19 protein-coding genes are annotated in these 21147 nt (G+C 37.0%); 12 read left to right on the top strand and 7 right to left on the bottom strand.

Annotated features, from left to right (window positions below; translation table 11 throughout):
• The first annotated feature begins 4 nt into the window (after positions 1-4).
• The 5 genes from AADH04_RS01085 (at position 5) to ppk2 (ending at position 5814) form a co-directional block, all read left to right on the top strand.
• Positions 5-1330, top strand: a complete 1326-nt coding sequence (locus AADH04_RS01085; RefSeq protein WP_434778412.1) for an SLBB domain-containing protein — start codon at positions 5-7, stop codon at positions 1328-1330.
• A gap of 12 nt (positions 1331-1342) precedes the next feature.
• On the top strand, positions 1343-1888 hold the full coding sequence (locus tag AADH04_RS01080) for a BMC domain-containing protein (protein ID WP_434778411.1): 546 nt from the start codon (positions 1343-1345) through the stop codon (positions 1886-1888).
• Positions 1889-2013: 125 nt separating this feature from the next.
• Positions 2014-3318, top strand: a complete 1305-nt coding sequence (locus AADH04_RS01075) for a hypothetical protein (RefSeq protein WP_434778410.1) — start codon at positions 2014-2016, stop codon at positions 3316-3318.
• Between the two features lie 385 nt (positions 3319-3703).
• Positions 3704-4771, top strand: coding sequence for an HTH-type transcriptional regulator EutR (gene eutR, locus AADH04_RS01070; protein ID WP_434778409.1), 1068 nt, complete (start codon positions 3704-3706; stop codon positions 4769-4771).
• A gap of 173 nt (positions 4772-4944) precedes the next feature.
• Positions 4945-5814, top strand: coding sequence for a polyphosphate kinase 2 (ppk2, locus tag AADH04_RS01065; protein WP_434778408.1), 870 nt, complete (start codon positions 4945-4947; stop codon positions 5812-5814).
• Positions 5815-5843: 29 nt separating this feature from the next.
• Here ppk2 and pgi read toward each other — a convergent pair whose 3' ends face one another.
• Positions 5844-7490, bottom strand: coding sequence for a glucose-6-phosphate isomerase (gene pgi, locus AADH04_RS01060; RefSeq protein ID WP_434778407.1), 1647 nt, complete (start codon positions 7488-7490; stop codon positions 5844-5846).
• A gap of 77 nt (positions 7491-7567) precedes the next feature.
• Positions 7568-8122, bottom strand: a complete 555-nt coding sequence (orn, locus tag AADH04_RS01055; protein WP_434778406.1) for an oligoribonuclease — start codon at positions 8120-8122, stop codon at positions 7568-7570.
• Between the two features lie 77 nt (positions 8123-8199).
• Between orn and AADH04_RS01050 the strand changes: the two genes are divergently transcribed.
• Genes AADH04_RS01050 through AADH04_RS01040 form a run of 3 tightly spaced genes read left to right on the top strand, consistent with a single transcriptional unit; the run spans position 8200 to position 10939 of the window.
• Positions 8200-9447 carry a M48 family metallopeptidase gene (locus AADH04_RS01050; protein WP_434778405.1) on the top strand — a complete coding sequence of 416 codons (1248 nt, stop codon included), beginning with the start codon at positions 8200-8202 and terminating at the stop codon, positions 9445-9447.
• Positions 9444-10313, top strand: coding sequence for a ribosome small subunit-dependent GTPase A (rsgA, locus tag AADH04_RS01045; protein WP_434778404.1), 870 nt, complete (start codon positions 9444-9446; stop codon positions 10311-10313). The genes AADH04_RS01050 and rsgA overlap by 4 nt, the downstream gene beginning before the upstream one ends.
• Positions 10313-10939, top strand: coding sequence for a YigZ family protein (locus AADH04_RS01040; RefSeq protein WP_434778403.1), 627 nt, complete (start codon positions 10313-10315; stop codon positions 10937-10939). Before rsgA ends, AADH04_RS01040 begins: the two co-directional genes overlap by 1 nt.
• 22 nt (positions 10940-10961) lie before the next feature.
• Here AADH04_RS01040 and AADH04_RS01035 read toward each other — a convergent pair whose 3' ends face one another.
• Positions 10962-11726, bottom strand: coding sequence for a TatD family hydrolase (locus AADH04_RS01035; RefSeq protein ID WP_434778402.1), 765 nt, complete (start codon positions 11724-11726; stop codon positions 10962-10964).
• Between the two features lie 238 nt (positions 11727-11964).
• Here AADH04_RS01035 and AADH04_RS01030 point away from each other — a divergent pair, with 238 nt between their 5' ends.
• Positions 11965-13437, top strand: a complete 1473-nt coding sequence (locus AADH04_RS01030; protein ID WP_434778401.1) for an anion permease — start codon at positions 11965-11967, stop codon at positions 13435-13437.
• Between the two features lie 52 nt (positions 13438-13489).
• Here AADH04_RS01030 and proA read toward each other — a convergent pair whose 3' ends face one another.
• Genes proA through aroC form a run of 3 tightly spaced genes read right to left on the bottom strand, consistent with a single transcriptional unit; the run spans position 13490 to position 17024 of the window.
• The gene (gene proA / locus AADH04_RS01025) at positions 13490-14743 is read right to left on the bottom strand and encodes a glutamate-5-semialdehyde dehydrogenase (RefSeq protein ID WP_434778400.1); all 1254 of its coding nucleotides are present in this window, start codon (positions 14741-14743) and stop codon (positions 13490-13492) included.
• 35 nt (positions 14744-14778) lie between these two features.
• A complete protein-coding gene (gene proB, locus AADH04_RS01020) occupies positions 14779-15882 on the bottom strand; it encodes a glutamate 5-kinase (protein WP_434778399.1) in 1104 nt (367 codons plus the stop codon).
• Positions 15883-15935: 53 nt separating this feature from the next.
• Complete coding sequence (aroC, locus tag AADH04_RS01015; RefSeq protein WP_434778398.1) at positions 15936-17024, bottom strand: chorismate synthase; 1089 nt, start codon at positions 17022-17024, stop codon at positions 15936-15938.
• A gap of 649 nt (positions 17025-17673) precedes the next feature.
• On the opposite strand from aroC, the gene AADH04_RS01010 reads away from it, so the two are divergent.
• The 3 genes from AADH04_RS01010 to qseC all read left to right on the top strand — a co-directional run bounded on the left by AADH04_RS01010 (position 17674) and on the right by qseC (position 20409).
• Positions 17674-18255, top strand: coding sequence for an NAD(P)H-dependent oxidoreductase (locus AADH04_RS01010; RefSeq protein WP_434778397.1), 582 nt, complete (start codon positions 17674-17676; stop codon positions 18253-18255).
• Positions 18256-18385: 130 nt separating this feature from the next.
• Complete coding sequence (locus tag AADH04_RS01005; protein WP_434778396.1) at positions 18386-19048, top strand: response regulator; 663 nt, start codon at positions 18386-18388, stop codon at positions 19046-19048.
• Positions 19045-20409 carry a quorum sensing histidine kinase QseC gene (gene qseC, locus AADH04_RS01000; protein WP_434778395.1) on the top strand — a complete coding sequence of 455 codons (1365 nt, stop codon included), beginning with the start codon at positions 19045-19047 and terminating at the stop codon, positions 20407-20409. Before AADH04_RS01005 ends, qseC begins: the two co-directional genes overlap by 4 nt.
• A gap of 78 nt (positions 20410-20487) precedes the next feature.
• Here the strand turns inward: qseC and AADH04_RS00995 are convergent, their stop codons facing one another.
• A complete protein-coding gene (locus AADH04_RS00995) occupies positions 20488-20829 on the bottom strand; it encodes a YgiW/YdeI family stress tolerance OB fold protein (RefSeq protein WP_434778394.1) in 342 nt (113 codons plus the stop codon).
• Positions 20830-21147 lie beyond the last annotated feature (318 nt).

The raw sequence follows: 21147 nt of genomic DNA, 5'->3' as shown, positions 1-21147 counted from the left end.
CTCCATGAGTGAAGTACAACAAATACAGGAAAAAGTTCGCGCTGCAGGTATTGTCGGTGCAGGGGGAGCAGGGTTTCCAACCCATGTTAAGCTTGCAGCAAAAGCAGAAATTTATCTTGTCAATGGTGCTGAATGTGAACCTTTATTGAAGGTTGACCAGCAGTTAGCAGAAAAATATGCCAAATTATTAGTCAGAGGACTAGAGTTGGGCATGAAAGCAACTGGTGCAACTGAGGGAATTATTGCTTTAAAGGCAAAATATGGTCCAGCGATTGAAGCTTTGACACCATTACTGCATAAAAATATGCGTATACATATTTTAAAAGATGTATATCCTGCAGGGGACGAAGTGATTACTATTTGGATGGCAACTGGTCGTCGTGTTCCTCCTGCTGCACTTCCTCTTGAGGTAGGTGTTGTGGTCAATAATGTGCAAACATTGATTAATGTTGCATTAGCCGTTGATGAAGACAAACCAGTCACTTTGCGTACATTGACAGTAACGGGTGCTGTAAAAAACCCAATTACGGTGACAGTCCCATTAGGTATTACTTTTAAAGAGTTAATTGATTTAGCTGGCGGTACCACTATTTCAAATGCAGCCTATATTGATGGCGGCCCAATGATGGGGCGTTTAGTCGGTGATTTATCTGAAACAGTGACAAAAGCAACTGGTGGTATTATTGCTTTACCTGAAGATCATATTTTAATTAAGCGTCGTAGGGAGCCAAAACAAGTTTCTTTAAGAATTGCTCGCTCTACTTGTGAACAATGTTGTTTGTGTACAGAGCTATGTCCAAGACACATGATTGGGCATGAGTTACCTCCTCATTTAATTGTGCGCTCTGTTAATTATAATGATATTGGTCATCCATCAGTATTATTGTCTGCGCTCACTTGTTCTGAATGTGCAATATGTGAAGCTTGGTCTTGTCCTGTAGACATTTCTCCAATGAAACTGAATCAAATGTTAAAAGCCAAATTCCGTCCAGAAGGTGCACGTTATACTGGTGCATTACGTGATGCAGATCCTATGGCTGAGCATAGAATGGTACCCGTTTCTCGTTTGATTCAACGCTTGAATATTAAAGAATATAATCGTAAAGCACCATTAGATGAAACAGCTTATCACCCTGAAGGCGTCTCTTTAAAATTAAGACAGCATATAGGTGCACCTGCTGTTCCAGTAGTAAAAGTAGGGGATAAAGTCACAGTAGGACAGTTGGTTGCAGATATTCCAGAAGGTGCATTGGGCGCGCGTATACATGCCAGTATTGCTGGGGTTGTAGAAGCTATTGATAACGATGCCGTTTACCTTAGAGCGAAATAAAGGAGCAAAATTGTGCATGCTATAGGATTAATCGAATCAAACAGTATCGCAAAAGGAGTTGAGTTTGCAGATACTATGGTAAAAACAGCAGAAGTGGATATTTTGGTTGCTAAAAGTATTTGCCCTGGAAAATATATTGTTTTAGTTGGTGGTGATGTTTCAGCGGTGACGCAAGCGGTTAATGCTGGTTTAGAAGTGGCTCCGTCCGTTGTGGTTGACCATTTTATTATTCCTAATATCCATCCATCTATTTTGCCGGCAATCAGTGGTGGCACTGCTGTAGATGAAGTTCGCGCTGTAGGGGTATTAGAAACATATAGTGTGGCTGCAACTATTGAGGCTGCAGATTTAGCTGTTAAAGCGGCTTCTGTGACACCAATTAGAATGCATTTGGCTTTTGGTATTGGTGGTAAGAGCTATGTTGTTTTTACTGGAGATGTGGCTGATATTAATGCTGCTATTGCCGTGGGTGCAGAGTCTGCATCTGATAAAGGTTTCTTAGTTAATAAAGTGGTTATTCCACGCCCTCATCAACAGGTGATTAACAGCTTGTTGTAGAGGAACCTAAGAATATAGCGAATATAAAGGCTAAAGAGTAAATTGTCATGAAATAACTCTTTGGCTTTTTTATTTGCTTCGGGTATTTTTAAAATGTTATTCAAAGAAAAATAAGGAGTAGTTTGATGAAATTATTACGCCCTAGTGTTTTGGCTGTTGCATTGTGTTTTGGTTTGGGTGCTTGTGCTTCAGATCAAAGTGTTCAAAATAATCAGTCAGCAGTTGCAGTGAAACCTGCAAAATCAGAGAAACTACAATCATTAAACTGGGATTCATTTAATAAAGCGCAATTAGATCAAATGATCACTCAATATGGTAAAGATAGCCCAAATTATGATCCTGCCCATCCGCCTTATGTAGTGTTTGATTGGGATAATACTTCTATTTTCTTAGATATCCAAGAAGCTGTTTTATCTTATCAGTTGATTAATTTAGAGTTTGGTGCTACTCCTGCTCAATTAAATCAAGCTATTCGTATGAATATCAGTAGCCAAAATTTTGATGCAGGTCATAACAATGCTGCAGGACAACCAGTGAATATTGATAAAATTGCACCGGATATTATTCAAAGTTACACATGGTTATACAATAATTACGAAGGTTTCAAAGGTAAAAAATCTTTAGCTGAAGTACAAAAGAGCCCACATTATATGGCATTTGTCAGCAAAATGCGTTACTTGTATGAAGCTATTGGTGATACTTTCGATCATGCCACTTCATATCCTTGGGTCACCTATATGTTTACAGGTATGACTGAAAAACAAGTTCGAGATGTTACTGCCAGAACAGTTAAATGGCAAATGAATCAACCTGTAGAGGGGGTTACTTGGACGACACCAGCCTCTTTGCCAGGTAAGGCTGGGGTGGTTTCCATGACATGGAATAATGGTGTACGTGTCGTTCCTGAGATGCAGAATTTATACAAAACATTGCGTGACAATGGTTTTGATGTATGGGTATGTTCTGCTTCATTTGTGGATGTGATTAAAGAGTTTTCTTCAAATCCTGAGTTTGGTTACAATAATCCAGAAAATAGAGTATTGGCAATGGAGTTGGAGCGTGATAAACAAGGTCGTATTCAACCAAGATTCCGTGCTGGCTATGATCAAACTCAAGGTAAAGGTAAAACCAAAACGATTGAGCGTTTCTTAGTATCAAAATATGGGTATGGACCTATTTTCATCGCTGGTGATAGTGAAGGCGACCAAAATATGATGCAAGACTTTACTGATACTAAAAAAGTGCTGATCATTAATCGTTTACGTTCTCCTAGTAATGATATTGGTAAATTATCTAAAATTGCTGTTGAAACCTATGGTAAAGCGGATGCTAAATATTTACTACAAGGCAGAAATGACAATACTGGTGACTATGTTAAATCTCAAAAGTCTTATAAATTCGGTTCAAAAGAAGCCAGAGCATTAAAATAATTTTAAGATTGTTTATAAAGCCTTCCCTAAATGGAAGGCTTTTTTTGTGAGTAGATTATATTAAGATTAATTGTTATTATATTGAGAAACGCTAATTGATATTAGATTCGATTAATTAAATTAATTTTAAAAATGAAAAAATACCCCCATTTATTAACCAATAAATAAAATGACAATTATTTAAAGTTTTAATTTTTGTTACTTTTTGTTTTTGTTTTGTTGTATTTTTTATATGTATTGTTTAAAATTAAATGTAATATAGTACTGACTTGAGAATGAAAGCTTAATGCTGATTATATTGATACTAATCAATTAAGATAATGGGTAAAGCTCATAAAATCATGCTCATCCTGAATTTAAATCCATATATTGAATGGAAATAAAAATGACCCAATCTCATATCAATATACATAAGCTTAATACTGATTTTGATACCCATTTGGTTTTGGATAATCAACCTTTACAAAAAGCTTATGCTTTGGACACCAAAAAGGTGATCACTAATGATGTTTATGAACAAGCATGCAATATTACTGCTTGGCAGCAATTATATGATCAGTTATATCCTGGTCAGTTTAAAGGAACATTATTTGAAGTATGGTTAGATGGAGTGCAGTTCTTTAAGGAAACAACCAATTTGCCATTGCGTCAATCATGTATGGTATGGCCTGGTGCAGTCTGGTTTGGTATCCCTAAAATGAAGAGCAAGGACAGTTTTGTTTGTTCTTCTCGTGTGGAGGAGAGCAACATTGCCACGCGTTTGGGTGGACAAGAATTCGAGTTGTTGACACCAGATGCTTTAGAGTTAATGGGGTTTGTGATTTCAGAAACAGAATTAGAGCAGTTTTTTGAAATCAGCACAGAAAAAGAGCTAACCAATCTTTTAAATGTAAATGCAGCATTGCATGTTAATCAGGCTAAAAAAAATGCATTCTGGAATTTTATGAATGAAGCCTTAACTACAATTGAAAAACACCCAGAACGAGTGCAAAACGTTAATGCTCAAAAAATGATGAAGGATACATTGGTTTCTGGCATGATCAGTTTATTAACGGATGCAGTGGAACCTAAAAAAGTTCGTTATAGTCAAATGAGTTATCGTCGAGTGATCACTCAAGCACGTGAGTATATTTTATCTCATACTGGGGAGCCAACAAGTATTTTGGAGCTTTGTAATCATTTGCATGTGAGTCGTCGCACTTTACAAAATGCATTTCAGAATATTTTAGGTATTTGTCCTTTAGGTTATTTAAAGGCTATTCGTTTAAATGCGGTAAGAAGAGAATTATTAAGCCCTTATTCTCCTTATCAAACGATTCAAGATGCAGCGACTACATGGGGTTTTTGGCATTTAAGTCAGTTTGCAGCAGATTACCATAAATTATTTAATGAGTTGCCTTCTGAAACACTGGCAAATCGCGGGTTTGCATATCAAAGAGTATTAAGTTCTTAATTTGATAAAAACAGTAAAAAAACACCTTAATTATTTAAGGTGTTTTTTGTTATTATTGGTTAAGTGAAAGTGGTTTTATTCAACATTTTTGTTTATATTGGTAAGTGTTTTTTTATCTTGTAGCATTATCATCATCAATTTTAATCAAATGAAACATACATCAAGGAGAAGTGATGAGTAAAAAGACAGTTGTATCAAAAGATGTGTTAAAAGAAATTCATGAGTACAGTACCATTGAACATCCAAACTGTGAAATAAAAGATAAAACTCAGAAGATAAAAAATAAGGCCTATCAGAAAGAGCTCAAGAAACTGCAAGGAGAGTTGGTTGCTCTACAAGAGTGGGTAAAAGCAACAGGTCAAAAAGTTTGCATTATCTTTGAGGGACGTGATGGTGCGGGTAAAGGAGGGACGATTAAAGTATTGACTGAAAGAGTCAGTCCTAGAGTTTTTCATACGGTTGCATTACCTGTACCTACGGAGCGTGAAAAAACACAGATGTATTTGCAACGTTATATTAAACATTTACCTGCGGCAGGAGAAATTACTATTTTTGATCGCAGTTGGTATAACCGTGCAGTTGTAGAACCTGTAATGGGGTATTGTACTGAGGAAGAGAGTAAAACATTTTTAGATCAGGTTTCTTTGCTTGAAAAAGTGATTGTGAATTCAGGTATTATTTTATTAAAATATTGGCTTGAGATTAATATGGATGAGCAAAAGAGACGAATGTTGTCACGAATGAATGATCCACGTAAAACATGGAAGCTTTCGCCAAATGATATTAAATCTTATAGTAAGTGGTACGATTACTCTAGAGCCAGAGATAAAATGATTGCTGCTTCGGATTCATCTTGGGCACCATGGTTTATTGCCGATGCGAATGATAAAAAACGAGCACGTTTAAATATATTAAGCCATATTTTAAGTGAAATACCTTACGAAAAAATACCTACTAAAACAGTTAAATTACCACATAGACAAAAAAAGGGAGACTATACTGAACCTAATTATTATTATCGTTGGGTTCCAGAAAAATTTTAATAAAAAACGGCCAAAAAGGCTGTTTTTTATTATTTTTTATAATGACTGCGAAAATATTGGATCAAACCATTTGTGGAAGAGTCTCGTTGCAGTACGGAATCTGTTGTTAACTCAGGTTGAATTTGTTTTGCTAAGACTTTTCCATATTCAACACCCCACTGATCGAAAGAATTAATCCCCCAAATAATGCCTTGTACAAATACTTTGTGTTCATACATGGCTAATAATTGACCCATATTAAAAGGAGTAAGTTTTTCGATTAAAATGCTGTTTGATGGTTGGTTCCCAGGAAAGCATTTTTGTGGCATCAACTGATCTCGTTCTATACCTGGTAAATCTGATAATTCAGTTAATACCTCTGCGGCTGTTTTTCCCTTCATTAAGGCTTCTGTTTGTGCAAAGGCATTTGACACCAATGTTTCCTGATGTTCGGCAAACTGGTAATGGCTATTGATTGGAATGATAAAATCACTGGGGATTAAGCGGCTACCTTGGTGTAATAACTGGAAAAAAGCATGTTGGCAATTTACACCTTCTTCTCCCCATATGATTGGACCAGTATCAAAATCTAAGTGTTCCCCATAACGTCCTGTTTGTTTACCATTGGACTCCATATCAAGTTGTTGAATATGTGCAGGTAAACGACGCAGAGCATGCGCATAAGGAATAATGGCATAACTGTGTGCGCCATAAAAAGTGTTATACCAAATGCCAATAAGTGCCATTAAAACGGGGATGTTTTGTTTGAAAGGAGCATTAAAAAAATGCTCATCCATTGCTAACCCACCCGATAAAAAAGCACGAAAATGTTGTTCACCAATGGCACACATTAAGGATAGGCCAATAGTAGACCAGCTAGAATAGCGCCCGCCAACCCAGTCAAATAAAGCAAAAATATTATTGGAGTCAATGCCAAACTCAATCGCTGCATTGCTATTACTGGATACCGCAACAAAGTGCTTGGCAATATCAGATTTTTGCCCTTGTTGTAAAAACCACTTTCTGGCTGTTTGTGCATTAAGCAAAGTTTCAGGTGTACTAAAAGATTTACTGGCGATAATAAATAGAGTCGTTTGAGGGTTAAGCTGAGTTAATTTTTCCAATAAGTCGGTGCTGTCTACATTGGCCACAAAGTGGACATTGGCTTTTCCATGATAAGGGGTTAATGCCTGAGTCAACATTTGTGGGCCTAAATCAGAACCACCAATACCCAGATTGACAACGTCAGTAATAGGTTGTCCTGAAAACCCTAAATGTGTTTGTTCATAAAGCGTATTGGCAAAAGCCAATGCTTTTTTGAGTTCTCTATGGATATCAGGAATAACATTATGACCATTCACCTGTACATTGGCTGTTTCAGGTTGTCTTAGTGCGATATGCAGCGCTGCACGTTTCTCGCTCAGGTTAATAATGGCACCTGAACGCATTTTATCCATCCAACCCTGTAGATTAGCCTCTTGGGCCAGTTCAGTCAGTAGGTCAATTGTGTCTTGAGTGATACGATTTTTACTGTAGTCTAATAATATGCCATCAATTGCAATATGCATTTTTTTAAAGCGCAGGGGGTCTGCATCAAACAGGCCCCGCATATGCATATAACGGGTTGCTCTTTGATGTTGGTGCAGTTGAGCCCAAATGGGGGTATGGTTAATTTCAATATGAGATGACGAATTCATTACGATATTATGTACTCAATATTTTCTTTAAGTTAATGGCCCAAAGTATGTAGAAGCGTTGTGTAAATTATGCATATTTAATCAGAATGCGATAAATTCAAAAAATGTTCTCGATAATATTTCATTTCCTCAATAGACTCAATAATATCATCTAAAGCTTGATGTGCCCCTTTTTTTGAAATACCTTTACAGATTTCTGGTTTCCAACGTTTGGCCAGTTCTTTTAAAGTTGATACATCGATATTACGATAATGAAAGTATTGCTCAAGTTTAGGCATCCAACGCACCATAAAACGGCGATCTTGATGAATAGTGTTGCCACACATTGGTGCCATGCGCTCAGGAACCCATTGTTGCATAAATTCAATTAAAGCAGTTTCAACGTCATTTTCGGAATATGTTGATGCTTTTACTTTCTCAACTAAACCTGTACGTGTATGGGTTGCTGTATTCCAAGCATCCATATTATTGAGAATGTCATCACTTTGGTGAACGACATAAACAGGTGATTGTGCAAGGATATTTAAATCCTTATCTGTTATAATCATGGCAACTTCAATAATTTTATCCGTATCAGGATTGAGGCCAGTCATTTCCATATCCAGCCAAACTAAGTTATTTTGGTCTTGCATCCTTGTTTCCATCTTGTCAAAATAGCACTATTGTCCGCAATCTCTAGCATAAGAGCAACTAAAAAAATAGGAAAATAATGAGTACACATACGGTTAACCTTCTTTTTATTGTATTTTTATTGATCAGCACAGGGTTAAGGTTATATTTATCTGTTAGACAGACACTTTATGTAGGCAAACATCGGCAAATTGTACCAAAAGATTTTGTTCAAAGTATTTCTTTAGTGGAACACCAAAAAGCAGCTGATTATACTTTGGCTAAGCAGAAGCTTGGGCGTTATGAAGTGTTATATGAAGCTTTTTTATTATTGATTTTTACCTTAGGTGGTGGGTTAGATGCATTAGCTGTATTGAGTGCTCAATTAAGTAATCATGCCTTATTTCAAGGTGTGATCTTGATGTTTTTATTTATTATTGTGAATGCGATTTTATCTTTACCTTTTGATTTATATCGTACATTTAAATTGGAAGAGCGTTTTGGTTTTAATCATACAACACTCAAGACTTTTATTGGGGACTTACTAAAAGCAGGCGTGCTCATGGTTGTTCTTGGTATTCCTTTACTCAGTGCCGTATTATATTTAATGGGCGCTATGGGTAAAGTGTGGTGGTTATATGTTTGGGTTTTGTGGTTAGGTTTTTCTTTATTCATGTTATGGGCTTTTCCTGCATTTATTGCACCATTATTCAATAAATTTGAACCTGTTGAAGATGAGGCTTTAAAAACAACGATTGAGCGTTTATTGGCACGTACTGGTTTTACCAGTAATGGTATTTTTGTGATGGATGGTTCCAAACGTTCTGGTCATGGTAATGCTTATTTTACGGGATTGGGTAACAATAAACGGATTGTGTTTTTTGATACTTTGTTAAAAGATTTAAGTACCAGTGAGGTAGAGGCTGTATTGGCTCATGAATTAGGGCACTTTAAGCATAAACATATTGTTAAGGGCATGATTTTTAGTTTTGTATTAAGTTTGATTGTCTTGTTTTTATTAGGGCAAGTAATGCTTTATCCTGCTTTTTTTGAAGGGCTAGGTGTTCATTATGCAAGTGATGCTATGGCATTGTTATTATTTTTAACTGTATTGCCTGTTTTTACTTTTCCATTTTCACCATTGGGCAGTATTTTTTCTAGAAAAAATGAATACGAAGCAGATCGCTTTGCTAAAGACAATGCCAGTGGTGAAGCTTTGATTAGTGCCTTAACCAAATTGTATCAAAGTAATGCTGCGACATTGACTCCTGATCCATTATTTTCACGTTTTTATGATAGTCATCCTAATGCAAAAGACCGCATCTATGCTTTGAAAGAACAACATTGAATCAGCTAATAGGGCAAATTGTCACCAGTTTTGGGCGTTTATTTATTGTTGAAGATTGTCACGGTAAAACATTTGAAGCCACTACCCGAAAAAAAAGAGTTGATTTTGCTTGTGGTGATCAGGTTGAGTTTACGCCTATCAATGAACGACAGGTTGTTATAGAAAGGTCATTGCCAAGAAAAAGCTTACTGTATCGGCAAGATCATTTTAAGACAAAGGTTTTTGCCGCAAATGTGACCCAACTGGTCATTGTTTTAGCACCTGTACCCAGTCCTAATGAAGAGTTGCTCCAACGAGCATTGGTTGCCGCAGAAGAAGCGCAGATTACCCCCCTGATTGTGTTGAATAAATCTGATTTGCCAGAAGTAATACAGTGGCAGGAGAAATTATCTTTCTATCAAACCTTGGGGTATCCTTTTATCACTTTAAGTGCCTTAAGTGATATTACGCCGTTAAAAATATCACTTGAGGGGCAGTGTAGTATTTTATTAGGGCAATCTGGTATGGGCAAATCTACCTTAACCAATGCATTATTAGGAGAAGAAAAAGCCAGAATAGGGACCATTTCTACCGCTCTTGATTCGGGCAAACATACGACAACACATACTCAATTGTTTCATTTAAATCAGCAAACTCAATTAATTGATTCCCCAGGTTTACAGGAGTTTGGTTTAAAACACATTATTCCTGCTGATTTAATTCATTACTTCCCTGATTTTAGAGCTTTTATCGGTCAGTGTCGTTTCCATAATTGTACACATAGGCAAGAGCCTAATTGTGCCATTAAACAAGCTGCAGAAAACGGGCTAATTGAGCCACAACGTTTGGTTTTCTTTCAACGTTTAATGGATGAGTTATTACGGTAATGACAATAAACCAGTCATACAATATTCCTACTCAGTCGGTTTTATTTGAAGAGGAAATCAAAAAAAGCCGATTCATCACTTATCTTGCACATGTTCAGGATGTCGCTCAGGCTAAGCACTATATTCAAGAAATAAAACAATTACATCCACAGGCTAGGCATCATTGCTGGGCTTATATTGCTGGTGCACCAACTGATTCACAGGTATTAGGCTGTTCTGATGATGGTGAACCAGCAGGTACGGCCGGTAAACCGATTTTAGCCCAGATAATGGGTAGTGGTTTAGGGCAGGTTATTGCTGTGGTTGTTCGTTATTATGGTGGCGTTTTGTTGGGGACTGGTGGCTTGGTAAAAGCCTATGGCCATGGCGTACAACAAGCATTAAAGCTGTTGCAAACTAAATTGTACACCCCACAAATCGCTTACCAATTAGTATGTGAATATGCTCAGATAAAAACCGTAGAGTCAATTATTGCGCAAAATTTGGGCACAATTGAGCAGGTTGATTATGGTCAATTGATTTTAATGCATATTATGCTTCCTCAGGAAGCCGTTGAACAAGTACAAAAACAATTACAAAACTGCAGTAAGGGGCAATTGACATTGATTAAAACGGATTCACTATAAACTTTGAATACATTGTTATCTTTTACCATGAAAAAATGGTACATGCATTTTGAGTGGTGCTATTGGCGATATCTTCGAGAGAGCAATGGCGGATATGTGCCATTTTTTGAGCGACTAAGATAATATTTTTGGGCGTGTTAATCGTGTAAGGGACTGGAGGCATATCTGGTGAGTCGGTTTCTAAGACAAATGAAGACTCAGGTAATTGTTGTGCCAATAAACTGAGTTTAGGTGTGTTTGGACGACACAACATGGTACCTAAACCTAATTTAAACCCCAATTTAATGAATTCCTGCGCTTCTTGCAAGCTACCCGAAAAGGCATGTGCAATGCCTCCTTTTACGGGATATTTCTTCAATAACTCAATACATTTAAAAACAGATTTACGGTTATGTAAAAGAACAGGTAAGTCAAATTTTCTAGCAAGCTGTAATTGAGCAATGAAGGCATTGATTTGCTGATCTTTGTCTGGTGTACTTAATTTTTGATCATAAAAATCCAAGCCAATTTCACCCAAAGCAATAACCCTTGATGCCGATAAAAGTTCCGTCAGTATGGATAACTCGTACTGCCAGTTTGAACTGACACAATAAGGATGTAATCCAATTGCAGGGTAGACTGTATCAGGGTATTTTTTTGCCAAGTTTAATGTGTTTATATAGTCTTTTGATGAGGTGGCAGGGGATATAAAGCGAGTAACTGCAACTGCCTTTGCTTCTTGTAGATGAAGATCAAGGTTGAGTAATAAATTTGGATTGCTTAGGTGGCAATGAGTATCAATAAACATCTAGATTCTGTATATCCATTTTATGATAACTATTTGTTCAATTATACCATGCGACTGTAAGATGGCATAAATACTTATAGGTGAAATATCATAAACTTAATTAAATTTTATTGAAAATTAATTTAATTAAAATTGATTATAGGTTATATGAATTGTATACTAACACTATAAAAATAATATTAATAGATCTTAATAAAAAATATTGAAAAAGTAGTGTTCTGTTTATAAGGATTAAAAAATGTATACGTTCACACACGCAAAGCCTATTCCGTCTGCCATAGCCATTGCAATCGGGCTAATCATTTGGTTTGTTATTCCAGTTCCTGATGGTGTTTCTATTCATGCGTGGCACTTATTAGCACTTTTTGTGGGCACAATTGTGGCTATTATAGGTAAAGCATTACCTATTGGTGCTGTTTCCATTATTGCCATTTGTTTGGTTGCGTTAACAAGAGTAACCAGCCCTGGTAATCCAACTCAAGCAATTACCGATGCGTTAAGTGGTTTTTCCAATTCATTGATCTGGTTAATTGGTGTGTCTGTTCTTATTTCAAAAGGTTTGAGTAAAACAGGGTTGGGTGCACGTATTGGTTATTATTTTATTTCTGTGTTTGGTAAACGTACCTTGGGGATCGCTTATTCACTGGTTTTAGCCGAGTTAACTTTGGCGCCTGTAACCCCCAGTAATACAGCAAGGGGAGGAGGAATCATCCACCCCATTATGAAATCCATTGCCAATGCGTTTGGGTCTAAGCCAGAGGATGGTTCAACTGGTAAAATAGGCCGTTATTTGGCTTTGGTCAATTACAATACCAATCCAATTACTTCTGCAATGTTCATTACTGCAACGGCACCTAATCCACTTATTGTCACTTTGATTGCCAAAGGTACAGAGCCTCATTTTGAGTTCACTTGGACAATGTGGGCTGTTGCTGCTATTGTTCCAGGTTTGATATCGTTGGCTTTAATGCCATTGATTATTTATTTAATTGATCCGCCAGAAACAAAAAGTACCCCAAATGCCACTCATTTTGCTAAAGAGAAACTGGCAGGATTAGGAAAAATGCAATTGCCTGAAAAAATCATGATTGCAGTTTTTGGTCTGTTGCTGATCTTATGGGCAGGGCTACCTGCATTCATCTTTGGTGATGCCTTTAAAGTTGATCCAGCGACTGCTGCCTTTTTAGGGTTGAGTATTTTATTGTGTACAGGTGTTTTAAGCTGGGATGATTTATTGGGTGAAAAAGGTGCATGGGATACCGTTGTTTGGTTTGCTGCTTTGGTTATGATGGCGACCTTTTTAGGTAAATTAGGTTTAATTGCTTGGCTCTCTGGTAGTATCCAAGGCATATTGACAGTGATGAATTTTGGCTGGATCAGTGCGGTATTATTATTGGTGGCTTTTTATGTTTATTCTCATTACTTTTTTGCCAGCACAACCGCACATATTACCGCCATGTTCGGTGCTTTTTTTGCCGCAGGTATTGCTTTAGGAGCTCCTCCTATATTGTTTGCGCTGATGTTGGCTTTTTCTTCTTCTCTCATGATGTCTTTAACACATTATGCAACAGGTACCTCCCCAATTATTTTTGGCTCAGGTTACACCACATTAGGACAATGGTGGAAGATAGGCTTTATTATGAGCGTGGTTAATTTGGTCATTTGGTTAGGCATTGGCTCAGTATGGTGGAAAATCTTAGGTTATTGGTAAAAGTCACCATAAAAAACACCCCTTATTTAAGGGGTGTTTTTTTGTCAATAAATCAGCTTCTAATTAAATCTTCACCATAACCAATCCATTTATAAGTTGTCAATGCTTCTAGTCCCATAGGTCCTCGAGCATGTAGTTTTTGTGTGCTTACGGCAACTTCTGCACCTAATCCAAATTGAGCACCATCAGTAAAACGTGTGCTGGCATTGACATAAACAGCAGCAGAGTCGACAACTTGAACAAATTTTTCAGCATGTTGTACATTTTTGGTCAAAATAGCATCTGAATGCTTACTGCTGTATGTTCTGATGTGTTCAAGGGCTGCATTTAAGTCAGTCACAACCATAACGTTTAAATCTAAAGAGAGCCATTCTTCATATAATTCATTTTCTTTTAAAGGCTCAACTTTTGCATGAACCTTTTGTAATAGAGCCAATGCTGCATCTTTTGCATGTAGCGAGACCTTACACTCAGCCATTCTTTGGCTCAGTAGAGGCAAAAATGTATGGGCAATATTTTCATGTACCAATAAAGTTTCTAAGGTGTTGCAAGTACTTGGGCGTTGCGTTTTGGCATTTTGGATGATATCCAGTGCTTTAGAAAAATCAGCACTTTCATCTACAAAGGTATGGCAAATACCAATGCCACCAACAATCACTGGGATCGTCGAGTTCTCTTTACAAAGCTGATGTAGTTTTGCCCCACCACGAGGAATCAGCATATCAACATATTGATCCAATTTTAATAAGGCATTAATCCATTGCCTATCTGGATTTTCGATAGATTGAATGGCTTTTTCAGGTAAGCTTGCTGCGCGCAAAGCTTGTTGAACAATCAATGTCATTTCTTTATTGGTGTGTATGGTTTCTTTCCCACCACGTAAAATAACCGCATTGCCTGTTTTTAAACAAAGGGACGCAACATCGATTGTCACATTAGGTCTAGCTTCATAAATAACCCCAATAACGCCCAGCGGGACACGTTTGCGCTGTATGTTTAAGCCACTTTCCAGAACACAACCATCCATAACTGATCCAATAGGGTCAGATAATAAGCAGACTTTACGTACGTCGTGTGCTATGGCAGCAATACGCTCTTTCGTTAATAACAAACGGTCTTGCATTGCATCACTGATGCCATTTTCTTGAGCAAATTGAATATCCAATCGATTGGCTTGTAGAATTTGCTCGCTATTGGCTTCCAGTGAATCAGCAATCATGCGCAAAGCAGTATTTTTTTGAGCAGTCGTACATTGTGCCAGTTGATAAGCCGCTTCTTTAGCTGCTTTACCCATTTGTTCTAACATGTAGATTTACCTTCTGTAAAAAGTATGAATCAGTGTTAATTTACAATCATATCATCACGGTGTACAGCAACAGAACCATATTCATAGCCCAATAATTCGCTGATTTGCTGAGAATGTTTGCCAGCAATAATTTTGAGCGCATCACTGTTATAACGAGCAACACCACGGGCAATACATTTACCTGTGGGATCACATAACTTCAATACTTCACCACGAGAGAAGTCCCCACTAATGGCAATAATGCCTTTAGGTAAAAGTGAACTGCCTTTGGTTAAAATGGCTTCCGTTGCTCCTTGATCTAAGCCAAGCTCACCCGCAGGTGGGGCACCGAATATCCAGCGTTTACGGTTTTCTAACGGTGTTTCCTGAGCCAAAAAGCGCGTACCTACAGGTCGGTTTTCTATAACATCTTCAATGATATTGGGGCGAGAACCTGAGCCAATAATCACTTCAATGCCTGCTCGACAAGCAATATCGGCAGCTTGTAGCTTAGTAGACATACCACCTGTTCCTAAACCAGTCACACTGTCACCAGCTATATTACGTAATGTGTCGTCAATCACACTGACTTCTTCAATGAGCTTTGCATTTGCATCTGTACGGGGGTCTGCCGTATAAAGGCCATTTTGATCTGTTAATAACAGCAGCTTATCTGCCTGTGCCAAAATAGCCGCCAATGCTGATAAATTGTCATTATCGCCAACTTTAATTTCAGCTGTCACAACAGCATCATTTTCATTAATAACAGGCACAATGCGATTGTCTAATAATGCTTTAAGTGTGTCTTGTGCATTTAAAAAACGTTCATGATCCTCAAGATCTGCACGGGTTAATAACATTTGCCCAATATGGATATTGTATATTGAGAACAATTGTTCCCATAGTTGAATCAGCCTTGATTGACCTACTGCTGCCAATAATTGTTTGGAGGCAATCGTTGCAGGCAAATCTGGAAAGTTTAGGTATTCACGACCAGCTGCAATCGCACCAGAAGTCACAATAATGATTCTATGCCCAGCCTCATACTGCTTGGCACATTGCGTAATTAATTGCACCATATGGGCTTTATTTAATTGGCGTGTTCCGCCGGTTAGTACACTGGTTCCTAATTTAACAACTAATGTTTGCTGCTTGGCCATATTTTTATTCTCAAAAGTGAAACCACATTAAACAACATCGTTTAATATCCAATCTAAGCGATTTTCGGCGTATGAACCGACACATCCATGCACTGTGCGCGGTGTCTTAGTGCATGGTCCATTAATACCAAGGCCATCATGGCTTCTGCAATAGGTGCTGCGCGCAAACCAACACAAGGATCGTGGCGTCCATGTGTAGCTACTTCAACAGCTTTTCCTTCAATATCAATTGAACGTCTTACTGTGGCAATGCTAGAGGTTGGTTTTATGGCAATAGTGGCCTCAATATTTTGACCTGTACTGATTCCACCCAGTATGCCACCTGCGTGATTGCTTAAAAAACCTTGCGGTGTCAACTCATCTCCATGTTCAGAGCCTTTTTGGGTAATACTGTCAAAACCTGAGCCAATTTCTATGCCTTTAACAGCGTTTATGCTCATTAAAGCATGGGCTATATCCGCATCAAGGCGGTCAAATATAGGCTCTCCCCAACCAACAGGAATTCCCTTCGCAATGACTTTTAAGCGAGCACCAACAGAATCTAAGCTTTTTCTTGTTGCATCCATATACTCTTCTAGTTCTGCAACCATGCCCATATTGGCGACAAAAAAAGGATTTTTTGCAATATCGTCATAACTGACAAAGGGAATTTCTTTTATCCCCACTTGATTGACGTAGGCGATAATTTGCGTGCCAAATTGCTCTGATAGCCATTTTTTAGCAATCGCACCAGCAGCAACCCTTGCCGCTGTTTCACGAGCTGAACTGCGTCCACCACCACGGTAGTCACGAATACCATATTTGTGCCAGTAGGTATAGTCAGCATGGCCAGGGCGGAAAGTTTGGGCAATATTGCCGTAATCCTTACTACGCTGATCCGTATTGCGAATTAATAAAGCAATAGGTGTACCGGTTGTTTTGCCTTCAAAGATGCCTGATAAAATTTCAACTTCATCTGCTTCTTTTCTTTGCGTGACATGGCGACTGGTGCCAGGCTTACGTTTATCCAGTTCTTGTTGAATATCATCTTTACTGATAGCAAGGTTAGGAGGGCAGCCGTCAATAATACAGCCTAAAGCTTCGCCATGGCTTTCTCCAAAAGTCGTGACGCAAAACAACTGTCCAAAAGTATTTCCTGCCATAATAAGCCTTTAAGTAAATTGAAGAATGTAAATTTGTATTAAAGCCATAAATGTCTGTCTTTGACCTTTGATTTTAACATAGATGCCCGTAATGCCCATACCCTAGATTGTTAGATGTGTGCCGTCTGATTTTTAAGCTTAAATTTGGGGTAGTTAAAGGGCACTAAATGTAAACCTTTTATTTGAAAATTTAACTAGCTCATTATGCTAAGCTATATGTAAATCTAAGTGTTTTTTTACAATATCTGGTATTTTACGCTTACATAGTCACCCTTAGTACCTCATTTTTTGTGTTCTTATCAAGGCGAATACAAGCAAGTTTAGCGTATAAAGCAAAATCTACAGCACCCAATGCTTGCGGTATGTTATTTGTTTAACTTCCTGTCATCCCATACTATTCATGTTGCAAAGCCTATTACAGCGATGAAAGGGGGTTTTTATTAGGCATCCGTTTTTGAGATTGATTAATATATTTAATCTTTTGTCATTGTGCGTTATTTTTAATATGAATAAAATCATATTGTTGACCTAAGAAGGATAAGAGATTATATAGATTTTTAATGTACTCATAAAAAAACAGTATGAAGTTATTTGGTTTTTTAGGCATATAATTAAATACTTAATTTAGGTTAATATTGAAAGTAGAGAAATGTCTAAAGTATTGATTATTGATGCGGGAAAAAACTTTTTTCATTCAAAAGGTGAGTTAAATAAGTACCTAACTGAAGTGGCACAAAAAACTTTGGTGAAAATGGGGCATGAAGTGCAAGTCACGACTTTGGAAGATGGGTATCAAATATCTGATGAAGTGGCTAAATATGTGTGGGCAGATGTGGTGATTTATCAACAGCCTGGTTGGTGGATGGGTATGCCATGGACACTGAAAAAATATATTGATGATGTGTTTACCGAAGGTTATGGCAGTTTGTATGCCAGCGATGGTAGAACCAGAAGTGATGCTTCTAAAAAATATGGTTCAGGTGGGTTGTTACAAGGTAAGAAATACATGATTTCAGCCACTTGGAATGCACCATTAGAAGCTTTTAATGATCCAGAGCAGTTTTTTGAGGGGGTTGGGGTAGATGGTGTGTATTTGCCTCTACATAAAGCCAATCAGTTTTTAGGTATGGAACCTTTACCTTCGTTTATATGCAATGATGTGATTAAAGATCCTCATATTGCAGAAGATGTGGTGAGATATGAAGCACATTTAAAGCATAATATTGTTTAAATTTGCTATTGTTAATGAGTAAAAAAGCCATTCATTTTTGAATGGCTTTTTTACTCATATGTTAAAACTTAATGATTATTTAATATTTTTTTGTTTTAATAATAAAAATAATGAGTAATGGACTAAAAAAATGCGCATTTTATTGGTTGAAGATAATCAGTTAATTGGTGATGGTATTAAAACAGGGTTAACTAAATTGGGGTTTACTGTTGATTGGTTTGAGGATGGCGCATTAGGGCAAGACGCTTTGTCATCTGCTGCATATGATGCAGTTGTTTTAGATTTAAGTTTACCTAAAATAGATGGATTGGATGTTTTAGCCTATTGGCGCCAAAATAAATTGAATACACCTGTTTTGATATTAACGGCTCGTGATTCAATTGATCAAAGGGTAGAGGGGCTGCAAGCAGGAGCAGATGATTATTTATGTAAGCCTTTTGCCTTAGTAGAACTTGCCGCCAGATTACAGGCTTTAATTCGAAGGGATCATAAACAGGTGGAACCAGAATTAAGTCATGCTGATGTATGTTTGGTTCCTTCTACTAAGGTTGTAACAAAGGCTGGGCAAGTGGTTACTTTAACAGCAAAAGAGACTGCATTATTGGAGTTCTTTTTACTGAGTAAAGGTAAAGTGCTCTCAAGAGAGTTAATCCAAGACAAACTCTATTCTTGGAGTGATGATGTCGCCAGCAATACTGTAGATGTATATATCCATAATTTAAGGCGTAAGTTGGGTAATCATTTCATTAAAACGGTGTATGGGTTAGGTTATAAATTAGAGGAAAATGAATGAGAAAACTCAGTTTACGCTTAAGGCTGATTGTTTTAATCAGTACCATGATCCTGTTTACTTGGTTAGTTGCTTCATCCATTGCTTTTTTTCAAACAAGGCAATCATTAAGAGAAGTGTTCGATGGAGAACAGCTATTATTTGCCAAACATTTGGCATCGCCTAATTTACACAAATTATTAGACAACCAAGATACTTATCAATTACCTAAAATAAAATCAAAATACATTAAATCGCTTGAGCTAGACGATGATGCACTCAGTTATGCTGTTTTTTCAACAGAAGGCAAAATGTTATTAAATGATGGGGATAATGGTCGAAAAATAAATTTTTCTGATCAGGTCTTATCTTTAAAAGGCCATTCCTATTTAGAAGATACAAAAAAGTGGCGGGTATTGTGGCTATTAAGTGAAGATAGGCAATTTATTGTCGCTGTAGCTCAGAAACGAGATTATCGTGATGAAATTGCATGGGATATATTGGTTGATCAAATGATTCCATGGGTAGTCATGTTACCCATCCTAATTTTGATTATTATTATGATGATCAGTTATGAATTTTTACCCTTTAAAAAACTAGCCAATACTTTAAAAGATCGCAGGCCTGATGAGGACAGTTTAATTACTGAACTGAAAACCCCAAAAGAAGTGGAACCATTTGTACAGGCTTTAAATGCCCTATTTATTCGTATTCATGAAATGTTGGTTCGAGAAAGGCGTTTTATTTCCGATGCGGCTCATGAGTTACGTACACCATTGGCCGCATTAAAAATTCAGGCTGAAGTGGCATTGTTGGCGCATGATGATCAGAATATGCGTGAAAAAGCGCTGAATAACTTAATTTTGGGGGTTGATCGAGCCACGAGGTTAGTGGATCAAATGTTGATTTTATCAAGGTTAGATTCTTTATCAGATTTAGCAGAGATACAAGAGGTGAATTGGTCTGATTTAATCGAAATGGGTATACATGATGTTGCGCATAGTGCCGAACAAAAGCAGGTTCAAATTGTGGTGAATAAAATCGTCGAACCCATGAAAATAAAGGGGCATACTTTATTATTGTCCATTTTGGTTCGAAATTTGTTAGAAAATGCCATTAAGTATAATCAAAACCCAGAGGCGAAAATCACCATTACATTGGATCAAACAAGTTTAATCATTGAGGATAATGGTGTAGGGGTGAGTCAAGAGATACTCAATCGATTAGGTGAACGTTTTTTTCGCCCGACAGGGCAAAATCAGAATGAATCAGGTAGTGGCTTAGGTTTATCCATTGTTAAGCAGATTGCGCAATTACATGGTTTTCAAATTACCTTTTTAAGTAATCAGCCTATTGGTTTTAAGGTTATTTTAAATTGGTCTTAAAATAAAATGAAATGAAACTTGGGTTTAACTGGTTGAAGCAGTCAGTTTCTTGTTGAAAAACTGACTGCTTTTTATTTATTAAAGTTTTCTAATAGCATTTACTTTAATTTGAAGAGAGTTCCAGATTCTTATGACGTCCCCTTGAATTTCAACATGTTCTTTAGGGGAAAAAGTAAAGCCTGGCCATTTATCTGTATCTATTTCAATGTTTACAATACCTGTTTTGTCTTTGAACAAATAGTTTTTACCTGTTAAATGTTCAATGATATTGCCTTGTAGGGTTGCGTTACTTGCATCTTGCCATTGTTCAACTTGAGCAACTGTTGCAGCTTGTGTAGATGCAGAAGCAGAATAATTGTTTTGCGCGAATAAACTGCCAGATGCAAGTGCTAGGCTGGTTAGTATGATTATTTTTTTCATATTGATCTACTCCCTTGTTTGGTTATGTAACAGAAAGACAAACCTTGTTTTAATAAGTAGATTAAAACAGCTTTATATTATCAAAATAAGAAGATGATGCAATATATTAAATAAAAAAAATTTAAAATAATTTATATTATTGTAAATAAAAAATTTATTTATGGTATTCATGTATTAAAAAAAACAGTCAAAATACACAATATAACGATATGGATTAGGCAAAGCCATTCAATGAATTTAAGTAGATTAAATTTGTATAATGAGTATACCGTTTTTTAATAAGTAGAGACGTTTTAAGCTATGTTAAAATAACAACAA

Origin of the sequence: Neisseria sp. Ec49-e6-T10 (assembly GCF_051132615.1) — a bacterium.
In the GTDB taxonomy this organism is placed as follows: domain Bacteria; phylum Pseudomonadota; class Gammaproteobacteria; order Burkholderiales; family Neisseriaceae.
Note: the sequence above shows the minus strand (reverse complement) of the source record. Positions and strands in the feature narration are given on the sequence as shown.

Bases quoted from the DNA above. Each gene is read 5' to 3' on its own strand.
- AADH04_RS01075 (WP_434778410.1), top strand. From the start codon at position 2,014: ATGAAATTATTACGCCCTAGTGTTTTGGCTGTTGCATTGTGTTTTGGT.
- proB (WP_434778399.1), bottom strand. From the start codon at position 15,882: ATGGCCAAGCAGCAAACATTAGTTGTTAAATTAGGAACCAGTGTACTA.
- proA (WP_434778400.1), bottom strand. From the start codon at position 14,743: ATGTTAGAACAAATGGGTAAAGCAGCTAAAGAAGCGGCTTATCAACTG.
- eutR (WP_434778409.1), top strand. From the start codon at position 3,704: ATGACCCAATCTCATATCAATATACATAAGCTTAATACTGATTTTGAT.
- pgi (WP_434778407.1), bottom strand. From the start codon at position 7,490: ATGAATTCGTCATCTCATATTGAAATTAACCATACCCCCATTTGGGCT.
- AADH04_RS01010 (WP_434778397.1), top strand. From the start codon at position 17,674: ATGTCTAAAGTATTGATTATTGATGCGGGAAAAAACTTTTTTCATTCA.
- AADH04_RS01005 (WP_434778396.1), top strand. From the start codon at position 18,386: ATGCGCATTTTATTGGTTGAAGATAATCAGTTAATTGGTGATGGTATT.
- orn (WP_434778406.1), bottom strand. From the start codon at position 8,122: ATGCAAGACCAAAATAACTTAGTTTGGCTGGATATGGAAATGACTGGC.
- aroC (WP_434778398.1), bottom strand. From the start codon at position 17,024: ATGGCAGGAAATACTTTTGGACAGTTGTTTTGCGTCACGACTTTTGGA.
- AADH04_RS01050 (WP_434778405.1), top strand. From the start codon at position 8,200: ATGAGTACACATACGGTTAACCTTCTTTTTATTGTATTTTTATTGATC.
- AADH04_RS01030 (WP_434778401.1), top strand. From the start codon at position 11,965: ATGTATACGTTCACACACGCAAAGCCTATTCCGTCTGCCATAGCCATT.
- AADH04_RS00995 (WP_434778394.1), bottom strand. From the start codon at position 20,829: ATGAAAAAAATAATCATACTAACCAGCCTAGCACTTGCATCTGGCAGT.
- ppk2 (WP_434778408.1), top strand. From the start codon at position 4,945: ATGAGTAAAAAGACAGTTGTATCAAAAGATGTGTTAAAAGAAATTCAT.
- AADH04_RS01085 (WP_434778412.1), top strand. From the start codon at position 5: ATGAGTGAAGTACAACAAATACAGGAAAAAGTTCGCGCTGCAGGTATT.
- AADH04_RS01035 (WP_434778402.1), bottom strand. From the start codon at position 11,726: ATGTTTATTGATACTCATTGCCACCTAAGCAATCCAAATTTATTACTC.
- qseC (WP_434778395.1), top strand. From the start codon at position 19,045: ATGAGAAAACTCAGTTTACGCTTAAGGCTGATTGTTTTAATCAGTACC.
- AADH04_RS01040 (WP_434778403.1), top strand. From the start codon at position 10,313: ATGACAATAAACCAGTCATACAATATTCCTACTCAGTCGGTTTTATTT.